This is a genomic window from Micropruina sp. (assembly GCF_047602385.1).
In the GTDB taxonomy this organism is placed as follows: Bacteria; Actinomycetota; Actinomycetes; order Propionibacteriales; family Propionibacteriaceae; genus Micropruina.
In genome coordinates, this window is the sequence record NZ_JASGHL010000002.1 from 483531 (window position 1) to 502939 (window position 19409).

Below are 19409 nucleotides of genomic sequence, written 5' to 3' on the forward strand. Positions count from 1 at the left end.
TCTGTTCCGTCTTCGCCCACGGCGAACGGCCCCGGGAGATCACCCGGGGCCGTTCACTGTTCGCTATCACTGCCGCTCAGGCGTGCGCCCGCTCGTAAGCCTCGCGCACCTCGGCGGGCACGCGGCCACGGGTGGACACCGTGTAGCCGTTCTCATTCGCCCAGGCCCGGATCTCGGTCGCCGAGTTGTTTCCCGAGCGCCGGCGGCCGGCGGTCTTCCGCCTGCCCCCGACCCGGCGTCCGGCGGCCACATACGGCGCCAGCAGGTCACGGAGCTTCGCGGCATTGCCTTCCGACAGGTCGATCTCGTAGCTCACCGAATCAAGGCCGAAGACGATCGTCTCGGACGCCTCGGAGTTGTCCAGGTCATCCTCTAGTCGATAGACGATGCGTTGCGCCATGTGTAAATCCCTCCCACGAGTGTGTGTGACTTGGCTTCCCGACCGTTCCCCCAGCCGGTCGAGGGTGTGAACAGACTACAGGAAATCAATACTCGCGCAAAACAATCGGGCAACGATGTGCGCCTTATCGTGGGATTTAGTTCACCTAATCGGATTAGGCCGGGCGACGGAAGTCGGGTTCGTCGCGCCGCCAGAGTTCACGCGCAGTGACCCAGGGATCGATCGTCGCGTCGCGGCGTCCGAGTTCGACGACCTGCGCATCGGATTCAAGGACGGCCTGCAACTCGAGTTCGACGCGCAACGCTTCATAATTTCCACGCAACGTGGAAACTTCGCGCCGCAACGCACAGATCTTGCGGGCGGCAAGTTCCGCCTGCGCGCGAACGGCGGCATTGCGCCGGCTGAGCGCGTCCACGACCACACCATGGCGCACCCGTTCGGCATGCAGTTGTTCGGCGAAGAGCAAAGCCTCGTGCAACGCGTGGGCCGCCCGGACCCGCTGCGCTGCCCGGTTCTCGCGCCAGGCCAGCAGACAGGCCAGCGCGGCACCGCTCACCAGGGCCGCCAGCCCGAGAGCGCGGGCGGGCAGGTCGCCGAAGATCAGGGCGAGGCCGGCACCGCAGCTGACCACCCCGAGCACCGCCCACGAGACGACCCGACCCTGCTGGGGGCGGCGGACGCGACCCGATTGCGGCTTCACGACGGGCAGCCTAACCGGGCCCGCTTCGGTCGGCGTCGTCGGGGCCGGGCGCGTCGCGGGATTCGTCATCGGGCGGAATCCGGCAGGCCCTCTCCAAGGACCAGCCGGCGAATGCCAGGGCGATGCTGAGCACCGCCGCCGCGGCTGCCGACAGCACCCGCTCGCGCGGTGCCTCGGCGTCGAAGCTGGGCAGGTAGCGCACGGCGACCATGCCGTAGCCGGCGGCCAGCGCGGTGCCGCCGATCAGTGCCGCCTTCCCGGCCAGCAGCAGCGCAACGGCGCGAGCCGGCTCAACGGCCTGGTGCTGCAGCTGCACGGCGCGATGAGTCCAGCGCGCCGCCAGCCAGGTGGCCAGTGCGAGCACGGCGACCGCGGCCGCGGTGAACGGCGGAACCGGAGGGATCGGCCAACCGAAGCTCTCGGCACTCGACATCGTGATCCAGGCCAGGCCGGCACCCACCACCGCCGCGATGATCAGCACGGTGCGGCCGGTGCGCTCGACGCTCGGCCGAGGCTCCGGCATCACAGATCGATGGTGAGGTCGTCGCGGCGCCGCACCCCGGAGGTCTGGGTCACCGGCAGCAGGTCAGCCACCGGGCCGCGTCCAGGAATCGCCGCGCCCGGGTCGATGGCCAGCCACGGCACCAGCACGAAGGCGCGCTGGTGCGCGCGCGGATGCGGCAGCGTGAGCACCGGAGTGTTCTTGACCCGATCGCCCACGGTCACCAGGTCGACGTCGAGGGTGCGCGCGCCGCCGGGAATCTCGCGGGTGCGGCGGAAATTGGTCTCGATCGCCTGGGCCCGTTCGAGCAGCACCAGCGACGCCAACGTGCTTTCGGCCAGCACCACGATATTCAGGAAGTCGGGCTGATCGATGACTTCGCCGACCGGTGCCGTCTCGAACACCGGCGACACGTCGGTGACGGTAAGCGCCGGGGTCATCCGGAGCAGATCGACGGCACCTTGCAGAAAGGCGAGGCGATCGCCCAGATTCGACCCGATCGAGAACACCACCGGACGCAGCGGCAGCATGCCCGACAGTGTGTCGACGTCGATCCCCAGGGGTGCGTTCGGGTGGAAATCGGTCATCGGGGGCGCCTCCTGGTGATGGTGACCGCGATATCGGTCAACTCGACCGGCATCCGCGCGCCGGGTTTGTGGACGGTGACCTGCACCGCCCGCACCTGCGGCCGGCTCAGGCAGGTGGCCGCGATCCGCTCGGCGAGAGTCTCGATCAGGTTCACCGGCTGGCCGGTGACATCGGCTGCGATGGCGCCGGACAGTTCGGCGTAGTCCACCGTGCTGGCAAGCTCGTCGGACTCCGCGGGACGCTCCAACTCACAATCCACATCGACGACGAAGTCCTGGGCTTCGACCCGCTCGAAGTCATACACCCCATGGGTCGCGCGGAACCGCATTCCGCTCAGTCGGACCCGGTCGGGAGTCGGTTCGGCCATGCGCTCACCTCCGCCCAGGACACTACTGCACGCCGCCGCCGGCCTCGCCGGCCAGCCTGGTCACCACCGCGATCGCGTCCGCATGCGCTCGGACGGCGTGGGTGCGCACCGCCCACACCCCGCGCTGGGCGAGCAGCGTGGTGAGCGCGACGGTTGCGTCGTCGCGTTCTTTCGGGGGGCGTCCGGCCAACAACTCGCCGAGGAAGCGCTTCCTGGAGGCGCCCACCATCAGCGGCTGGCCGAGGTCGGCCAGCGCGTCGAGATTCGCCAGCAGGGTCCAGTTCTGTGCCGTGGTCTTGGCGAACCCCAGGCCCGGGTCGAGCACCAGATCCCCGGCCGCGATGCCCGCCGCCAGCGCGGCGTCCCGGCGTCCGGCCAGTTCGGCACACACGTCGGCCACCACGTCGTCGTAGACGGCCAGATCCTGCATCACGTCGGACTGGCCCCGCCAGTGCATGGCGATGTAGCCGAGGCCCGACCCGGCGACGGCCGCAAGCATGTCCGGATCGCCCAGACCACCCGACACGTCGTTGACGATGACCGCCCCAGCCTCGCTCGCGGCCAGGGCCACCTCGGCCCGCATGGTGTCGACGCTGACCGTGGCACCGGCGGCGGCGAGCGCATCGACCACCGGCAGCACCCGGCCGAGTTCCTCGGCCAGGCTGACCCGGGCGGCCCCCGGTCGCGTCGACTCACCGCCGACGTCGACGATGTCCGCGCCCTGGGCGAGCAGGTCGAGGCCGTGCGCGATCGCCCGGTCAGTGGCAAGGAAATCGCCGCCGTCCGAGAACGAGTCCGGCGTGACGTTGACGATCCCCATCACCAGGGTCCGGCCGGCGTCCCTCAGCTGCCTCACCCCGGCAGCCTATTGGGCGATCTCAGCAACCGCTCGCCGGACTATTCAGGGCTCGCTGAGTTGAGCGAGCCCAAAGTAGTCAGGGGAGCCCTGGATGGGTCAGCCGAGGATCAGGCTCATCGCCTCGGACCGGGTGGCGGGGTCGCGCAAGCTGCCCCGGACGGCGGAGGTGACCGTCTTGGAGCCTCTCTTGCGGACTCCCCGCATGGTCATGCACAGATGCTCGCACTCGATCACCACGATCACGCCGCGCGGCTGCAGGTGCTCGACCAGCGCGTCCGCCACCTGAGTGGTCAGCCGTTCCTGTACCTGCGGGCGCTTGGCGAAGACGTCGACCAACCGGGCCAGCTTGCTGAGACCGGTGATCCGGCCGTCCGCGGACGGGATGTATCCGACGTGCGCGACGCCGGTGAACGGCACCAGGTGATGCTCGCAGGTGCTCCACACCTCGATGTCCTTGACCAGCACCATCTCGTCGTGGGCGATGTCGAAGGTGGTGGCCAGCACACCGGCCGCGTCGGCGTCCAGCCCCCCGAAGATCTCGGCGTAGGCGCGGGCGACCCGGTCCGGCGTCGCGCGCAGCCCCTCACGGTCGGGATCCTCGCCGATCGCCGCCAGTAGCTCGCGAACGGCAGCCGCCACCCGCGGCTGGTCGACCGCCACCTCAGCGCTCCGGCGGCGGAGCCCACCCCGCGGGCGGCTGCTGGCCGTACGGAGGCTGGTGACCGTAGGGCGGCTGCCACGGCGGCTGCGGCTGGGACGGGTCCTGCGGGGGCTGCGGGAGACCACCACCGGGGGTGGTCGGCACCGGCACCTGGATGCTCCCGTTCGGCCCGAGCAGCGGCGGCCCGTAGGTCGGTTCCGGCTTGGGCGCCGGCGGCGGCGGGTCGACCGGCGGCAGGTCGGACGGCACCCGGGTGTCGGACCCCGTCCAGGCCGGCCGCTTCGGCCAGCGCACCAGCGCCTCGAAGATCTTCGCCACCTGATCCTTGTCGAGAGTCTCCTTCTCGAACAACTGGCGGACCAGCTCGTCCAACACCTCACGGTTGGTGACCAGGCAGTCGAAGGCCTCCTGGTGAGCGGTGTTGATCAGCGCCGCGACCTCGTTGTCGATCGCCGCGGCGATCGCGTCGGAGTAGTCGCGGTGACCGCCACCCATCCCGGCCTGCATGCCGAGGAACGGCTCGTCGGAGTCGCTGCCGAGCTTGACCGCCCCGAGCCGCTCGGTCATGCCGTACTTGGTGACCATGGCGCGGGCGGTGTTGGTGGCCTTCTCGATGTCATTGGCGGCACCGGTGGTCGGGTCGTGGAAGACCAACTCCTCGGCCGCCCGGCCGCCCATCATGTAGGCCAGCTGGTCGAGCAGTTCGCCGCGGGTCTTGGAGTACTTGTCCTGATCGGGCATCACCATCGTGTACCCGAGCGCGCGTCCTCGCGGCAGGATGGTCACCTTCTGCACCGGGTCGGTGCCGGGCATCGCCGCGGCGACCAGCGCGTGGCCGCCCTCGTGGTACGCGGTGATCAGCAGTTCGCGTTCGTTCATGATCCGGGAGCGCTTCTGCGGGCCGGCGATCACCCGGTCGATGGCCTCGTCGAGGTGTTCCTTGGTGATGTAGCGCTGGTTCTGCCGGGCGCACAGCAGCGCGGCCTCGTTCAGCACGTTGGCCAGGTCGGCACCGGTGAAGCCCGGCGTGCGCTTGGCCACCGACTCGAGATCGGCGTCCGGGGCCATCGGCTTGTTGGCGGCGTGCACCCGGAGGATCTGCAGCCGGCCCTTCATGTCCGGGGCCTCGACCGGGATCTGCCGGTCGAACCGGCCCGGTCGCAGCAGCGCCGGGTCGAGGACGTCGGGTCGGTTGGTGGCAGCGATCAGCACCACGCCGCCACGGACGTCGAAGCCGTCCATCTCGACCAGCAACTGGTTCAGGGTCTGTTCGCGTTCGTCGTGGCCGCCACCCATGCCGGCGCCGCGGTGCCGTCCGACCGCGTCGATCTCGTCGATGAAGACGATGGCGGGCGCGGCCTCCTTGGCCTGCTCGAACAGATCGCGGACGCGGGACGCACCCACGCCGACGAACATCTCGACGAAGTCCGAACCCGAGATCGAGAAGAACGGGACGCCCGCCTCGCCGGCCACCGCCCGGGCCAGCAGGGTCTTGCCGGTGCCGGGCGGGCCGTAGAGCAGCACGCCCTTGGGGATCTTGGCCCCGACGGCCTGGAATTTGGCCGGCTCGGAGAGGAACTCGCGGATCTCCTGCAGTTCCTCGATGGCCTCCTCACAACCGGCGACGTCGCTGAACATGGTTCGCGGGGTGTCCTTGGTGGCGAGCTTCGCCTTCGACTTGCCGAAGCCCATCACCCGGTTGCCGCCGCCCTGCATCTGGTTGAGCAGGAAGAAGAAGATCAGCCCGATCACGATGAACGGCCCGATGGTGAACAACAGCATGCTCCAGATGCCCTGCTGCGGGACGTCGCCGCGCCAGCTTTCCAGGCTGCCGCCGGCCATCCGCTGGTTCAGCCGCTCGATGATCTGCTGGCTCTGGTTGCCGATCCACTTCGCCCGGACCTTGACGCCGTCCTTCTGCTCCACCCGGATGTCCTGCTCGCCCTCGACCAGGACGACTTCCTTCAGGGGCGTGTCGCTGTTGATCAACGCGACCACCTCGGAGGTGGGCTTCTGCTGGTACCCATTGGCATTGCCGATGTAGTCGATCAGCAGCGCGATCCCGAGGAACGCCAGGATGATCCACAGGATCGGTCCCCGGAACAGTCGTTGAGCCTTCATTACCCACCTTTGCTGAGCGCGGCGTCCGCCGCCGACCCCCAAGGATAGGTCAGGAGTAGACGTGCGGCGACAGCGTCGCCACGTCGCGCAGGTTGCGGTACCGGCCCGCGTAGTCGAGTCCGTAGCCGACGACGAACTCGTTGGGCAGGTCGAAGCCGACGTACTTGACCTCGACCGGGCTGTTCAGTGCGTCCGGCTTGCGGAACATGGCCATCACCTCGAGGCTGGCCGGGTTGCGCGACTTCAGGTTCTGGATCAGGTAGGCCAGGGTCAGGCCGGTGTCGACGATGTCCTCGACGACCAGGACATGACGTCCGACCAGGTCGGTGTTCAGGTCCTTCAGGATGCGGACGACGCCGGAACTCTGGGTGCCCGAGCCGTAGGACGAGATCGCCATCCAGTCCATCTCGCAGTGCCGGGTGAGGGTGCGGGACAGGTCCGCCATCACCATCAGCGCACCGTTCAGAACGCCGACCAGCAGCAGCTCCCGACCGGCGTAGTCGGCTTCGATCTCGGCGGCGAGCGTCTGCAGTCGCTCCTGGATCTGGTCCGCGCTGTACAGCACGTCGATGAAATCGGACCGGAGGTCGCTGGCGTCCACACGCGCACCTTAGCGAAACCTGAGCCGAACGTTCACCACCCGCTTGGCGGTGGCTCTGCGACGAGCAGGCCGCTCCGGCGGAGGACCCGCAGACGCGGGAGATCGACCCAACGCTGGCCGTGCCAGTCGGTGATCAGCGCGGCGACGGCGGTGAGGTGGCCGCGCTGCACCTCCGCCGCGCCGCGCGCCAGCAGCCAGCGCCGGAGCACGCGTTGCCGCAGCGCTCCCGGCAAACCCTCGACAGCGGCGCAGGGCAACTGCTCCGGCGCCTCGATCGCGGCGGCGAGCTCGTCGAGGGCGTCCGCGTCCTGACTTGCCAGCGCGGCGGTCCGAGCCAGCGCGGCGGCGATCCCCGGGCCCAGCTCGCGCTCCAGCACGGGCAGCACGACCTCCCGGACCCGGACCCGCGCGAACCGCGGTTCGGTGTTGTGCGGATCCTCCCACCAGTCCAGGCCCAGCTCTCGGCAGCAGTCGCGGGTGGTGGCCCGCGGCACCTCCAGCAGGGGCCGGACGAAGCCGTCGCGGACCGGACGCATGCCGGCCAGCGACCGAAGGCCCGAGCCGCGGGCGAGGCCGAGCAGCACCGTCTCGGCCTGGTCGTCCAGGGTGTGCCCGAGATAGCACGACTCCCCCGCAAGCTGATTCTCGGTCAGTGCCCGGTAGCGGGCCGCGCGGGCGGCCGCCTCCGGTCCCGAGCCGTCCGGGCGAACCTCGACCGAGACGACTTCCGCCGGCAGCCCCGCCCGGCCCAGGCCGTCCGCGACTCCGACGGCGTGGGCCGCCGAGCCGTTCTGCAGGCCGTGGTCGACCACGATCGCCCGGGCCGCGAAGCCGAGCCGCAGCGCGGCCAGCCGGACGCCGTGAGCCAGGGCCAGCGAATCGGCGCCGCCGGAGCAGGCGACCACCACGTCCTCGCCGGAGTGGATCCGCTCCACGGCGCCGACGACTGCGAGCGTGGCCGGCCCGAGCGCCCGTCGCGCCATCAGCCGGCCCGCCCCGGGACGCGCCGCAGCCAGGCCGCCGGCTCGGCCAGCTCGCCGGCGGTGGGCAGCGAGGCGGGTCCGTCGAAGGCGTGGTTGAGGGCGCTGAATCCGCCCTCGGCGAGCACTGCCCGGCAGAAGCCCGCACCGCGCAGGTACTGCTCGCGTTTGGCGCGCAGGCCGAAGACCCGGGTCATCACCTCGACCAGTCCGCCGGCGTTGCGCCCGGTGTCGAAAGCCGCCCGCAGCTGCGCGGTCTGCGGCACCAGGTCGGCTCCGGCGGCGTCCATCACCACGTTCGCATGGCCCTCCAGCAGCGACATCACCGCGGTCACGCGGTCCAGCGCGCCGGGAGCGCCGTCCAGCACCTCGCCGAGCAGGTTCAGCAGATGCCGGGCCAGCCATGGCGCGGCGCCGAACTGGAGCTGGTGGGTCTGCTCGTGCAGGCAGACCCAGAGCCGGAAGCCGTGCGGCTCGACCCTCAACGTCCGCTCGGTGTCCACGATGTTGGGAGCGATCAGCAGCAGCCGCGGGGACGCCGAGTAGGGGTCGAACTGGCCGAGGATGCGGGTGGCCACGAAGGCGAGCGCGGCACCCAGCTGTCCCCCGGCCACACCAGCCGCCAGCCGCTCCAGCGGGGTCACCGCCGGCGCCTGGCCGGCGCTGTGCAGCATCGCCGCGGTCATCGCGGTGGCCGCCTCGATCCAGCCGGAGCGGCCGAGCACCAACACCTCGGCGGGAAGCGCCGCCGACAGTCCGCTGACCGCGGCCACCGCATCGGTGGCCCGGGTGGCGCAGGCCCGCAGGTCGGCCACCGCGTCAGCCGCCTCGCCGCGACTCACCTGTGGTCCGGCCGGCGCCAGCAGCCGTCCGGTCGCCGCGGCCACTCGCCAGTCGATCGCGGGCAGCCGGCCCGGCCACACCCGCTCAGCCACAGCCGCAGGCCGCCCAGCGAGCAGTCGCGGTGTCCATCCAGTCGCGAACCGCCACCGGCCGGGACACCCGGTTCGCCATCAGCACGAAGATCAGCGGAGACCCGTCGGCGGTGACCAGGTAACCCGCCAGCGTGGTCACATCGCGCAGGCTTCCGGTCTTGGCCCGCACGATGCCCCGGCCGGCCCGCTCTCCGGCGTCGTCGAATCGGTCGGTCAACGTGCCCGACACCCCGCCCACCGGCAGGCCGGGCAGCAGCGCCCGGAACCGGTTCTCGGTGACCACCAGTTGCATCGCCTTGGCCAGGACGACCGGGGTCACCCGGTTGTGCCGGCTCAGCCCGGAGGTGTCGTCGACCACCATGCCGGGGGCCCACAAGCCCAGCCGCTTCAACGTCTCACGGACGGCCCGGGTGCCGCCGGCGAAGTCACCGCCCCGGCGCGCGATCAGCCCGACCTGCCTGGTCAACGTCTCGACGCCGGTGTTGTCGCTGTAGCGCAGGTTGTGCTCGACGATGTCGGCGACGTCCGGCGAACTCACCGAGGCCAGTTGGTCGTCGTCGGACGCGGCCTTCATCGGCTTCACCGCGCCCACCACAATGCCGGCCTTCGCCAGCCGGGCGGCGAACGCCTTGGCAGCGGTGCGGGCCGGGTTGTCGTCGGCCTTGCCGGTCCGGTCGCGACCGCGGTTCACCGTCAGCGCGCTGATCGGCGCCACCGAATAGCGGTAGTTGTCCGTCCAGCGCGGGTGCCAGGCCCGGCCCGTGAACAGGCCGGCGTCGTACCCGATCGTCACCTTGCCGACGCCACCGCGGCGCAGGCCGGCCGCGGTGGCGGCCGCAAGATCCTGCAGCGAGGCCCGTCCGGGCGTCCGGGCGTCGGTCAGCAGCGGATCTCCCCCGCCGCGCAGGATCAGCACACCGCGGCGCGGCGAGAGAACGGTGGTGGCAAAGCTGCGACGTTCGCCCAGGGTCTCCAGCGCAACCAGCGAACTGAGCAGCTTCATGGTGGACGCCGGGATCGCCGGCCGGTTGCCCCGGTTGATCAGCGTCCGGCCGGTCTGCGGATCGAGCACCAGGACCGAACTCGTCCCGGCGACCTTCGCGGCAAGCTTGGGCAGGCGCCCGAGCAGCGCCTTCGCGGTCGGCGCCGGAGCCTCGGCCAGCGCATCGAGCGGCAGCTCCGGCGGTCCAGCGGTCGCCGGTTCCCGGTACCCGAACGGCGGTCCGGCGGGCCCGGTTCCGTCCGCGGCGGGCAGCACCGCCGCGCGCCACTGCGGGACGGCGAGCAGCGCTCCGGCGACCACGACGACGACGGCCAGCAACACCAGCACAGCGTTGCGGGCGAGGCGGGTAACGGCGCGAGTTACCGGCCGCGGCATGTTGCCCCCGGCATGGTTGGCGATAGTGTCGAACGTGGCATCCACGCCATCATGACAGCCTTCGAGAGGGGAACCGTAGTGGCCGACTTCAGCCGCCCCAAGATCCAGCCGACCCTGCATTTCGACGTCACCATCGAGATTCCCAAGGGCACCAAGAACAAGTACGAGATGGACCACCACACCGGTCGGATCCGACTGGACCGGACCTTGTTCACCTCCACCCAGTACCCCAACGACTACGGCTTCATCGAGGGCACCCTGGGCCAGGACGGTGACCCGCTGGACGCCATGGTGCTGGTTCCCGAAGCCACCTTCCCGGGCGCCCTGATCGAGTGCCGGGCGATCGGGATGTTCCGGATGACCGACGAGATGGGTGGCGACGACAAGGTGCTGTGCATCCCGACCGCCGACCAGCGCCAGGACTACCTGACCGAGCTCAAGGATCTGCCGCAGCTCACCCTGCTGGAGATCGAGCACTTCTTCGCGGTCTACAAGGATCTCGAGCCGGGCAAATCGGTGGAGGGCGCCGTCTGGGTCGGCCGCACCGAAGCGGAGGCCGAGATCTATCAGAGCTGGCTGCGGGCCAGGGGCACCGACTACGAGAACGAGTTCACTCGCGCCGAGAACGAGTGAGAGCCGAGGGCAGCGTGAGGACACTGCACCTGCTCCGGCACGCCGAGGCCAACTGGCAGACGTCGGGTCCCGGTGGCGATCACGCGCGCCGGCTCAGCGCCCGCGGCGTCCAGCAGGCGCGTGGGGTGGGTGCGCACCTGCGCGGCGCCAGGATCGAGTTGGTCCTGGCTTCGTCGGCCACCCGGACCATGCAGACCGCCGAGGCACTCGGTCTCGGGGTGCCGATCCGGTCCTGCGAGGCCATCTACAACGCCGGTGCGATGACCATCCTGGACGAGCTGCTGAGCATGTCCGACGGCTGCGCGAATGTCGTGGTGGTGGGGCATGCTCCCGGCATCCCCGCGCTCGCCCATCTCCTCGCCGACGGCTCGTCCGATGCCGAGGCACGATCGCTGATCGCCTACCGCTACCCGCCGGCCACACTGTCGACGTTGACGGTGCACTGCTCGTGGGCGAAGTTGCGGACGGCCACCCTGGTGTCGGCGCGACTGGCCCCGGATCCGGGCTGAGTCGTCAGACCTGACGGCGGACGAATACCCGGACGTCGTGGTCGCCGGTGCACTCGATCCAGGATTTGACGGCGCAGACGAAGGTCACGTTCTTGCGGCTCTGCGGGTCGACGATGGTCACCCGGAACGTGTCGGGCAGATCAGTACCCAGCGTCCGGACCGCCGACAGCACCCGGGTGGCCAGGGCGCAGCTGGTGTTCGTGCTGCGAGCGACTTCGTGGGTGCAGATGACGGAGTTGCGCGGCGGCGTGCTGCTCGGCGGGGTCGAGGTGGGCGACGGCGAGGTGACCACCGTGGTGACCGGACGGGCCCCGACGGTCTGGCCGATCAGCCAGGCCAGGCTCGCCACCGCCGCAACCAAAGCGATGGCCAGGCCGACCAGCGCGATGGTGTTCCGCAGGCTGCGCCGAGAGCCTTCGACGGGACGGAACCGGGTCGTCTCGTCCGGGTCCCAGTCCGCGTCGCCGGGTCGATCGTGATCGGGGCCGCTGTCGTCGGCCGCGTCGTCGGAGGGCGTCGCGCTCGGCGTCTCGGCCGATTCGGGGTCCACCGCCGATACCGCGCGTCCGCAGCGCGGGCAGTGCAGCGCGTGCTCGAACAGCCGCAGGCCGCAGGCCTCGCACAACACCATGAACAAACTCCGATCGGGGCGGACGGTCGCCCGTCGATTCTGGCACAGCCCGGCGCCGCGCCGTCGCTCAGCGCGACTGCGGAAGCTTGCGGGCGCCGCGGCGCGGCGTCCGCGCGGCCGACGGCGGCGGCACCACCGGGCCGATGTCGCCGTCCGGGGCCTCGTCGAGATCGATCATCACCGGGGCGTGGTCGCTCGGACCGGTGCCCTTCCGGGCCTGCCGATCGACCCAGGCCGCCGCCACCCTGGACGCCGTGGCCTCGTCGGTGAGGACCAGGTCGATCCGCATGCCGAGATCCTGGTGGAACATTCCGGCCCGGTAGTCCCAATAGCTGAACACCCGCTCGGTCGGCCAGCGATCGCGCACCACGTCATGCAGGCCGAGGTCCAGCAGGCCCTGCAGCGCGGATCGCTCGGGCGGGGTGACGTGCGTCTGGCCGATGTAGGCGTCAGGGTCGAACACGTCGGCGTCGGCCGGCGCGATGTTGAGGTCGCCGCACAACGCGACGCGCGTCGGACCCGCGGCGACACTCGTCCGCAGCGCGGCCAGCCAGTCCAGCTTGTAGCGGTAGTGGTCGGAGTCGGGGACGCGGCCGTTGGGCACGTACAGGCTGTGCACCCGGATGCCGCCGCAGTCGGCACTGATCGCCCGGGCCTCGGGCTCGGGGAAGCCCGGCATGTCCGGGAAGCCGCGCTCGACGTCCGCGAGACCGACCTTGGAGAGCAGCGCGACCCCGTTCCACTGGCCCTGGCCGTTGCTGGCGAACTCGTAACCTCGCTCGGCCAGCGGTTGGGCGAACAGCTCCGCGAAGGCGTCTTCGGTGAGCTTGGTCTCCTGCAGGCACACCACGTCCGGACGCCGCTGGTCCAGCCAGGGCAACAACCGAGGCACCCGCTGCTTGGCCGAGTTCACATTCCAGGTCGCGATCCGCATCCGGTCAGGCTACGTGAGGTTGCGCGGCAGTGTTCGGCGGGCGTAGGCAGGGGCCGTGGCCACCCGTATCGATATCCACCCGATCACCGGACGGCCGTTCGCCTCCCCGGTACCCCCGGCTACCGGCTGGCCGGGCGATCCGGCGACGGTGGCAACCCCGGTCGCCGTCGATGCCGCGGACGTAGCCCGGCTGGCGGCGTCCGCGAGCCTCGACCAATTGCAAGCACGATCATCGGTGTGCCGGGCCTGCCCGCGGCTGGTGAGCTGGCGCGAAAGCGTGGCGACCATCGGACGCCGGGCCTCCTTCGCCGGCCAGCCGTACTGGGGGCGTCCGGTGCCCACGTTCGGCGACGACGCCGCGACCCTGCTGATCGTCGGGCTGGCGCCGGCCGCCAACGGGGCCAACCGCACCGGCCGGATGTTCACCGGCGACCGTTCCGGCGATTGGCTCTACGCCGGGCTGTTCCGGGCCGGGCTGGCCAGCCAGCCCGTCGCGACGCATGCCGGGGACGGCTTGGCGCTGCGCGATCTGCGGATCACCGCCACCGTCCGTTGCGCACCACCGGACAACAAACCGAGCACCGTGGAGAAGGCGACCTGCTCGTCCTGGCTGGACCGGGAACTCACGCTGATCACACCACGACTACGGGGAATACTCGCACTGGGAGCGATCGGTTGGGACGCCACCCTGGCCGCTGCGCGCCGGCTGGGTTGGTCGGTGCCCCGCCCGAAGCCGCGTTTCGGGCACGGCGCGGAGGCTGAGTTGGGGGCCGGCGATCGGACGGTGCGGCTGTTCGGCAGCTACCACGTGAGCCAGCAGAACACCTTCACCGGCAAGCTCACCGAGCCGATGCTGGACGCCGTGCTGCAGCGATTGCGCGACTGCTAGAACTCGCTGGTTGAGCCTGTCAAAACCGCGGTAAGGGTCTCGACACGCTCGACCAACGGGTGGTTGAGGGGTCGAAACCTGGTGACGGGCCTCTCGACACGCTCGACCAGCGACGGTCTAGTCGAGGACGGCCCCGCGGCTGGCCGAGGTGACCAGCTTGCGGTAGCGGGACAGCACGCCCCTGGTGTACTTCGTCGCCGGATGGGTCACCCCGGCGTCGCGTCGGGCCTGCAGCTCGTCGTCCTCGACCAGCAGGTCGAGGCGTCCGTTCGCCACGTCCAGCCGGATCGGGTCGCCGTCGTGGACGAACGCGATCGGCCCCAGGTCGACCGCCTCCGGCGCGACGTGGCCGACGCACAACCCGGTGGTGCCGCCGGAGAACCGGCCGTCGGTGAGCAGCAGCACGTCCTTACCGAGCCCGGCGCCCTTGATCGCGCCGGTGACGGCGAGCATCTCGCGCATCCCCGGGCCGCCCTTGGGACCCTCGTAGCGGATCACCACCACGTCGCCCCTGGTCAGCGCGCCGTTCGCGACGGCGTCCATCGCGGCCCGCTCGCCGTCGAAGACCCGGGCGGTGCCCTCGAAGACCGAATCGTCGAAGCCGGCACTCTTCACCACCGCACCCTCGGGGGCGAGCGTGCCCTTCAGGATGGTGATGCCGCCGGTGCGGTGGATCGGCTGCTGCATCGCCCGAATCACCTTGCCGTCGGGGTCGGGGGGCGCGATGTGGGCCAGGTTCTCGGCCATCGTCTTGCCGGTCACCGTCAGGCAGTCGCCGTGCAGCAGGCCCGAGTCGAGCAGCAGCTTCATCACCACCGGAACCCCGCCGACCCGGTCGATGTCGGTCATCACATAGGCGCCGAACGGCTTCACGTCGGCCAGGTGCGGCACCTTGGAACCGATCCGCTGGAAGTCGTCGATGGTCAACTCGACCTCGGCCTCGTGAGCGATGGCCAGTAGGTGCAGCACCGCGTTGGTGGAGCCGCCGAAGGCCATCACCACGGCGATCGCGTTCTCGAACGCCTCCTTGGTCATGATGTCGCGGGCGGTGATGCCGCGGCGCAGCAGGTTCACCACGGCCTCGCCGGAGCGCCGGGCGAAGCCGTCCCGGCGCCGGTCGGTGGCCGGCGGGGCGGCCGAGCCCGGGATCGACATGCCGATCGCCTCGGCCACCGAGGCCATCGTGTTGGCGGTGTACATGCCGCCGCAGGCGCCCTCGCCGGGGCAGATGGCGCGCTCGATGGCGTCCACGTCGGCCCGGGACATCAGTCCCGCGGCGCAGGCGCCGACCGCTTCGAAGGCGTCGATGATGGTCACCGTCTTCTCGGTGCCGTCGGAGAGCCGGGCGATGCCGGGCAGGATCGATCCGGCGTAGAGGAAGACCGACGCCAGGTCGAGCCGGGCCGCGGCCATCAGCATGCCGGGCAGCGATTTGTCGCAGCCGGCCAGCAGCACCGAGCCGTCCAGCCGTTCGGCGTTCATCACGGTCTCGACCGAGTCGGCGATCACCTCGCGCGAGACCAGCGAGAAGTGCATGCCCTCGTGGCCCATCGAGATGCCGTCCGAGACCGAGATGGTGCCGAACTCGAGTGGGTACCCGCCGGCGGCGTGCACGCCGTCCTTGACCGCCTTGGCCAGCCGGTCCAGCGACAGGTTGCACGGGGTGATCTCGTTCCAGGACGAGGCGACGCCGATCTGCGGCTTGGCGAAGTCCTCGTCCCCCAGGCCGACCGCTCGCAACATGCCCCTCGCGGCGGCCTTCTCCAGGCCGTCGGTGACGTCGCGGCTACGGGGCTTGAGGTCGGGAGTCTGGGTCATGGCGCGAGTCTAGGACCGCGATTACTGTGTGCCCATGGGAGACGTGGTACCACTGCGGCCGAAGCGCGAACCGGAGCCGGTCGAGCCGCTGTGGCGGGAGGCCGTGGGCGAGCAGTTGCGCGCCGAGCGGCTGAAGCGGGCCGACCGGATCGTCGACGTCGCCGGACGCGCCGGGATGTCTCCGCAGTACCTGTCCGAGTTGGAGCGCGGCATTAAGGAGCCGTCCTCGGAACTGCTCGCCGCCGTCGCCGGAGCACTGGACCTGACCGTCGCCGAGTTGACTCTGCGGATCAGTTCACGGCTGGCCGGTGGCGCCATCCGGGGACCGGTTTGCCTCGCCGCCTGACCCACCATCAAACGTCGGATCGTGCGAGTACCATCGGCGCATGGTTGATCAGGCTCTCCTCGAACGAGCGTTGCAGCTCAATGAGTCTGCTCGGCGGGAACTCATCTTCGCTCTGCAGAACTCACTCGACCGTGGCGAGGTGTCCTCGGAGGTCGCCGCGATCATTGACCAGCGAATCGCCGAGGCCGACGCAGACCCGAGTGGTTTCGTGACACTCGACGAGTTCGAGAACCACGCCCGGCGGAGCGCGTGACATTCGACATCGCTCTCAGTTCCAGTGCTCAGCGTGACTTCTACCGAGTTCGGGCGCGCTACGACGCCGAGGCGCCGGAACAGACGGAACGATTTACCGACGAGTTCTTCACCGTAGCCCGACGCATCCAGGAGTTCCCGTACTCGGCACCGGCTGTCCGCGGCGCTGCCCGACGCGTCAGCCTGCGCATCTTTCCCTACCAACTTTGGTACCGCGTAAGGGATGAGGCTCAACTCATTGAGATCATCGCGGTACTACACCACCGGCAAGACCCCGCGCAGTTGGACGCGGACCGCTAGAAAGTCGGACATCTTCCGCTAGGCAGTGGTCCTCTGCAGGCGGAGCGTCGCGGAACGTTCGCCACTTCGCAGACACTGGCGTTCAACTGATCAATCCTTGGCAGGAACACTGAGTCCCTCCGCCAGCACGCGATCGACGATGCCGTAGCGGACGGCGTCTGCGGGCGTGAGGATCAAGTCGCGTTCCAGGTCGGCACGGATCTGTTCGGTGGTCCGGCCGGTGTGCCGGGCCAGCAATTCCTCCTGCAACGTCCGGACGCGGGCGACCTCGTCGGCTTCCAGGATCAGGTCGGGGATGGTGCCGCGGCCCTCGGCGGCGGGCGCATGGATCACCACCCGCCCGTGCGGCAGGATCTGCCGTCCGCCCGGTGCGCCGCCGGCCAGCAGCAGCGCGGCGGTGGCCGCCGCCTGACCCACGCAAGTGGTCTCCACCCGGGGCCGGACGAACTGCATCGCGTCGTAGATGGCCAGGGTGGCCGGGATCGAACCGCCCGGCGAGTTGAGGTAGAGCGCGATCGGGGTGTCGGCGTTGTCGCTGGCCAGGTGCAGCAGCTGGGCGATCACGGTGTTGGCGACGCCGTCGTCGATGCCGGTACCGAGGTAGACGATCCGGTCGGCCAGCAGCCGGCTGTAGATGTCGACGGTACGTTCGCCACGGTCGGTACGGGTGGTGACGTAGGGAATCGGATAGCTGCTCATCGGACGCCGCCCATTCCGGTGCGGCCCATCCCGATCCGGGTCCGGGGCGCCGGGAGCAGTTCGGGTCCCTCGACGATGGCGTCCACGAAGCCGTAGTCGAGCGCCTCCTCCGCGGAGAACCAGCGGTCCCGGCGCGAGTCGGCCTCGATCCGCTCCAGCGGCTGGCCGGTGTCCGCGGCGATGCAGGCCAGCACGGTGTCCCGGGTCTGCCGCAGATCGTCGGCCTGGATGGCGATGTCCATCGCGGTGCCGCCGATGCCGGCCGAGCCCTGATGCAGCAGCACCCGTCCGTGCGGCATCGTGTAGCGCTTGCCTTTGGCGCCGGACGACAACAGGAACTGCCCGGCGCTGTAGGCCATCCCCAGGTTGATGGTGGCCACGTCGTTGGGGATCGTCCGCATGCAGTCCCGGATCGCCAGCATGCCCGGCACCGATCCGCCCGGCGAGTTGATCAGCAGCCGGATGTCCGAATCCGGGTCGTCGGCGGCCAGCACCAGCAGCGCGCTGCACAGCCTGAGCGTGTTCTCGTCGACCAGCGGCCCGCTGAGCACGATGGTGCGCTGCTCGAAGAGCCGGTCATTCAGTAGGTGGTCGAGCCGGATCGGCTCGGTCGCGGTGTCGGTCATGAAGCAAGCCTGCTCGGCCGGCGTCCGACTCAACAGTGCGCGCTGCTGTCGGCAGATCTGCCCAGGGCAGCGTCAGGATTCCGGGTCGTAGATGAGTTCTCTGACCTCTTGGGCGCAGCGACAACCGGCGGCGACCTTGGCCGCCCATGCCAACGCCTCGTGGTGGGTGGCCACTTCGATGATCGAGAATCCGCCGATCACCGCCTTGGTCTCCGGCTCGGGACCCTCAGTGACGGTGCCGTCGGTGCCGACGATGCTCGCCCGCTGGCGTTCGATCCCGCCGCCCCAGATCCACACGCCTGCCGCCTTGGCCTCGGCGACGACGGCATGCGCCGCCTCGCCCACTGCCGGCCAGTCCTGAGCGGGGATGTGGTCCATCGAGCCGTCGTCGAACGAGATCAGATAGCGCTTCATGTCGGGTCACTCTTCCACGAAGACTGTCGACCCGAAACTGTCAGCGGCTGCCGACAGACTGTCCTCATGATTGATCACTTCGGCGTCAACGTGGCCGACCTGGCCGCCTCCACCCGCTTCTACGACACCGTGCTGGGCAGCCTCGGCTTCACCCGGCAGATGGATTTCGGCGAGGCCATCGGCTACGGCACGCCGGGCCACCCGGACTTCTGGGTGAGTTCGGCGGCCAGTGGCAGCTCCAACCGCGAGTGCCACATCGCCTTCGCGGCGACCGACCGGTCGGCCGTCCACGCCTTCTTCGACGCCGCCACGTCGGTGGGTGCCGAGGTGCTGCACGCGCCGCGGGAGTGGCCGGAGTACCACGACGGCTACTTCGGCGCCTTCGTCCGTGACCCCGACGGCAACAACGTCGAGGCCGTCTGCCACTCCTGACAGCTCAGCGCAGCGGCATCGGCCGGTCCTCGAAGCTCCGGACGAACACCGGCTGCTGCGGGGTCGATGAGGCGGTGTCGTAGCGATAGCCGTCCGCGGCGAACCGCTTGACCACACCCGGCGTCCGGACGCGTTCGCGCACCAGCCAGGAAGCCAGCGCCCCACGCGCCCGCTTGGCGTAGAACGAGACCACGCCGCGAGTGCCGCGGGCGTTGGTGTCCTCGAATCGGGGCGAGACCACCGGGCAGCCGAGGTCGGCGAAGCGCACCGACTTGGCGTACTCCTCCGAGGCCAGGTTGATCACCGCGGCGGCGCCGGGCGAGGCGTCCAGGTCGGCACGCAGCAGGTCGGTGATGGTCGAGCCCCAGTAGGCGTACAGGCTGTTGCCCCGGGCGGTGCCGAGCGGCAGTCCCATCTCCAGCCGGTAGGGCTGGATCAGGTCGAGCGGACGCAGCACGCCGTAGAGACCGGAAAGCACCCGCAGCGACTTCTGCGCCTCGGTGTAGTCCCGGGCGTCCCAGCCGCGTCGCACGGCCAGGCCCTGGTAGACGTCGCCGGCGAAAGCGAGCACGGCGGCCCGGGAGTTCCGCATCGTGAACGGCGGCGAGAAGTCCGCGTAGCGCTGCGCGTTCAAAGCCGCCAGCTCGTCCGAGATGTGCATCAGCGCGGCGATCTCGGAGGTGGACTTCTCCCGCATCACCTCGATCAACTCGGCCGAGCGCTCGAGCAACCTCGGTTCGGTGTGCTTGCGCGTGGGCAGTGGCGATTCGAAGTCCAGCGACTTCGCGGGTGAGAGCAGAACCAGCACCGGCTCAGGCTACCGGTGGCTGTGAC

At 70.1% G+C, this 19409-nt stretch carries 26 protein-coding genes; 7 read left to right on the top strand and 19 right to left on the bottom strand.

Features of this window, described 5'->3' with window-relative positions:
• Window positions 1–76 precede the first annotated feature (76 nt).
• The 12 genes from QM711_RS07195 to dacB form a co-directional block, all read right to left on the bottom strand.
• A complete protein-coding gene (locus QM711_RS07195) occupies window positions 77–400 on the bottom strand; it encodes a histone-like nucleoid-structuring protein Lsr2 (RefSeq protein WP_415097740.1) in 324 nt (107 codons plus the stop codon).
• Window positions 401–554: 154 nt separating this feature from the next.
• Entirely contained in the window at window positions 555–1100 is a 546-nt protein-coding gene (locus QM711_RS07200) for a hypothetical protein (protein WP_415097742.1), read from the bottom strand.
• Between the two features lie 10 nt (window positions 1101–1110).
• Window positions 1111–1623 carry a DUF3180 family protein gene (locus QM711_RS07205; RefSeq protein ID WP_415097744.1) on the bottom strand — a complete coding sequence of 171 codons (513 nt, stop codon included), beginning with the start codon at window positions 1621–1623 and terminating at the stop codon, window positions 1111–1113.
• On the bottom strand, window positions 1623–2189 hold the full coding sequence (gene folK / locus QM711_RS07210) for a 2-amino-4-hydroxy-6-hydroxymethyldihydropteridine diphosphokinase (protein WP_415097746.1): 567 nt from the start codon (window positions 2187–2189) through the stop codon (window positions 1623–1625). The genes QM711_RS07205 and folK overlap by 1 nt, the downstream gene beginning before the upstream one ends.
• Entirely contained in the window at window positions 2186–2557 is a 372-nt protein-coding gene (gene folB, locus QM711_RS07215; protein ID WP_415097748.1) for a dihydroneopterin aldolase, read from the bottom strand. Before folB ends, folK begins: the two co-directional genes overlap by 4 nt.
• 22 nt (window positions 2558–2579) lie before the next feature.
• Complete coding sequence (gene folP, locus QM711_RS07220; protein ID WP_415098633.1) at window positions 2580–3377, bottom strand: dihydropteroate synthase; 798 nt, start codon at window positions 3375–3377, stop codon at window positions 2580–2582.
• A 135-nt stretch (window positions 3378–3512) separates the two neighbouring features.
• Window positions 3513–4076 (bottom strand): GTP cyclohydrolase I FolE, encoded by a 564-nt coding sequence (gene folE / locus QM711_RS07225; protein WP_415097750.1) that lies wholly within the window; start codon window positions 4074–4076, stop codon window positions 3513–3515.
• 1 nt (window position 4077) lies between these two features.
• Window positions 4078–6198 carry an ATP-dependent zinc metalloprotease FtsH gene (gene ftsH / locus QM711_RS07230; RefSeq protein ID WP_415097752.1) on the bottom strand — a complete coding sequence of 707 codons (2121 nt, stop codon included), beginning with the start codon at window positions 6196–6198 and terminating at the stop codon, window positions 4078–4080.
• 49 nt (window positions 6199–6247) lie between these two features.
• Window positions 6248–6799, bottom strand: coding sequence for a hypoxanthine phosphoribosyltransferase (gene hpt, locus QM711_RS07235; protein WP_415097754.1), 552 nt, complete (start codon window positions 6797–6799; stop codon window positions 6248–6250).
• A 32-nt stretch (window positions 6800–6831) separates the two neighbouring features.
• Window positions 6832–7782 (bottom strand): tRNA lysidine(34) synthetase TilS, encoded by a 951-nt coding sequence (tilS, locus tag QM711_RS07240; RefSeq protein ID WP_415097756.1) that lies wholly within the window; start codon window positions 7780–7782, stop codon window positions 6832–6834.
• Window positions 7782–8714: a zinc-dependent metalloprotease gene (locus QM711_RS07245; protein WP_415097758.1), complete on the bottom strand. Its 933-nt coding sequence runs from the start codon at window positions 8712–8714 to the stop codon at window positions 7782–7784. Before QM711_RS07245 ends, tilS begins: the two co-directional genes overlap by 1 nt.
• Window positions 8707–10137, bottom strand: a complete 1431-nt coding sequence (gene dacB, locus QM711_RS07250) for a D-alanyl-D-alanine carboxypeptidase/D-alanyl-D-alanine-endopeptidase (RefSeq protein WP_415097760.1) — start codon at window positions 10135–10137, stop codon at window positions 8707–8709. The genes QM711_RS07245 and dacB overlap by 8 nt, the downstream gene beginning before the upstream one ends.
• A 6-nt stretch (window positions 10138–10143) precedes the next feature.
• Between dacB and QM711_RS07255 the strand changes: the two genes are divergently transcribed.
• Together QM711_RS07255 and QM711_RS07260 are read left to right on the top strand one after the other, a co-directional pair.
• Window positions 10144–10725 (top strand): inorganic diphosphatase, encoded by a 582-nt coding sequence (locus QM711_RS07255; protein WP_415097762.1) that lies wholly within the window; start codon window positions 10144–10146, stop codon window positions 10723–10725.
• Between the two features lie 14 nt (window positions 10726–10739).
• The gene (locus QM711_RS07260; RefSeq protein ID WP_415097764.1) at window positions 10740–11234 is read left to right on the top strand and encodes a SixA phosphatase family protein; all 495 of its coding nucleotides are present in this window, start codon (window positions 10740–10742) and stop codon (window positions 11232–11234) included.
• A 4-nt stretch (window positions 11235–11238) separates the two neighbouring features.
• Here QM711_RS07260 and QM711_RS07265 read toward each other — a convergent pair whose 3' ends face one another.
• Both QM711_RS07265 and QM711_RS07270 read right to left on the bottom strand, forming a co-directional pair.
• Window positions 11239–11865, bottom strand: a complete 627-nt coding sequence (locus QM711_RS07265; protein ID WP_415097766.1) for a hypothetical protein — start codon at window positions 11863–11865, stop codon at window positions 11239–11241.
• Between the two features lie 67 nt (window positions 11866–11932).
• The gene (locus tag QM711_RS07270; protein WP_415097768.1) at window positions 11933–12799 is read right to left on the bottom strand and encodes an exodeoxyribonuclease III; all 867 of its coding nucleotides are present in this window, start codon (window positions 12797–12799) and stop codon (window positions 11933–11935) included.
• Between the two features lie 55 nt (window positions 12800–12854).
• On the opposite strand from QM711_RS07270, the gene QM711_RS07275 reads away from it, so the two are divergent.
• The gene (locus tag QM711_RS07275; RefSeq protein WP_415097770.1) at window positions 12855–13688 is read left to right on the top strand and encodes a uracil-DNA glycosylase; all 834 of its coding nucleotides are present in this window, start codon (window positions 12855–12857) and stop codon (window positions 13686–13688) included.
• 117 nt (window positions 13689–13805) lie between these two features.
• On the opposite strand, the gene ilvD is transcribed toward QM711_RS07275, so the two are convergent.
• Window positions 13806–15506: a dihydroxy-acid dehydratase gene (gene ilvD / locus QM711_RS07280; RefSeq protein ID WP_415097772.1), complete on the bottom strand. Its 1701-nt coding sequence runs from the start codon at window positions 15504–15506 to the stop codon at window positions 13806–13808.
• Between the two features lie 34 nt (window positions 15507–15540).
• Between ilvD and QM711_RS07285 the strand changes: the two genes are divergently transcribed.
• From QM711_RS07285 to QM711_RS07295, 3 genes are read left to right on the top strand one after another with little or no spacing between them, the layout of a single operon-like run.
• On the top strand, window positions 15541–15852 hold the full coding sequence (locus QM711_RS07285) for a helix-turn-helix domain-containing protein (protein ID WP_415097774.1): 312 nt from the start codon (window positions 15541–15543) through the stop codon (window positions 15850–15852).
• 40 nt (window positions 15853–15892) lie between these two features.
• Window positions 15893–16105 (top strand): addiction module protein, encoded by a 213-nt coding sequence (locus QM711_RS07290; RefSeq protein WP_415097776.1) that lies wholly within the window; start codon window positions 15893–15895, stop codon window positions 16103–16105.
• Window positions 16102–16404, top strand: a complete 303-nt coding sequence (locus QM711_RS07295; protein WP_415097778.1) for a type II toxin-antitoxin system RelE/ParE family toxin — start codon at window positions 16102–16104, stop codon at window positions 16402–16404. The genes QM711_RS07290 and QM711_RS07295 overlap by 4 nt, the downstream gene beginning before the upstream one ends.
• Window positions 16405–16494: 90 nt before the next feature.
• Here QM711_RS07295 and QM711_RS07300 read toward each other — a convergent pair whose 3' ends face one another.
• The 3 genes from QM711_RS07300 to QM711_RS07310 form a co-directional block, all read right to left on the bottom strand.
• Window positions 16495–17103: a ClpP family protease gene (locus QM711_RS07300; protein WP_415097780.1), complete on the bottom strand. Its 609-nt coding sequence runs from the start codon at window positions 17101–17103 to the stop codon at window positions 16495–16497.
• The gene (locus QM711_RS07305; RefSeq protein ID WP_415097782.1) at window positions 17100–17729 is read right to left on the bottom strand and encodes a ClpP family protease; all 630 of its coding nucleotides are present in this window, start codon (window positions 17727–17729) and stop codon (window positions 17100–17102) included. The genes QM711_RS07300 and QM711_RS07305 overlap by 4 nt, the downstream gene beginning before the upstream one ends.
• A gap of 72 nt (window positions 17730–17801) precedes the next feature.
• Entirely contained in the window at window positions 17802–18143 is a 342-nt protein-coding gene (locus tag QM711_RS07310) for a YciI family protein (RefSeq protein WP_415097784.1), read from the bottom strand.
• Between the two features lie 66 nt (window positions 18144–18209).
• Between QM711_RS07310 and QM711_RS07315 the strand changes: the two genes are divergently transcribed.
• Window positions 18210–18575, top strand: a complete 366-nt coding sequence (locus tag QM711_RS07315) for a VOC family protein (protein WP_415097786.1) — start codon at window positions 18210–18212, stop codon at window positions 18573–18575.
• A 4-nt stretch (window positions 18576–18579) separates the two neighbouring features.
• Here QM711_RS07315 and yaaA read toward each other — a convergent pair whose 3' ends face one another.
• A complete protein-coding gene (gene yaaA, locus QM711_RS07320) occupies window positions 18580–19383 on the bottom strand; it encodes a peroxide stress protein YaaA (RefSeq protein ID WP_415097788.1) in 804 nt (267 codons plus the stop codon).
• Between the last annotated feature and the right edge of the window lie 26 nt (window positions 19384–19409).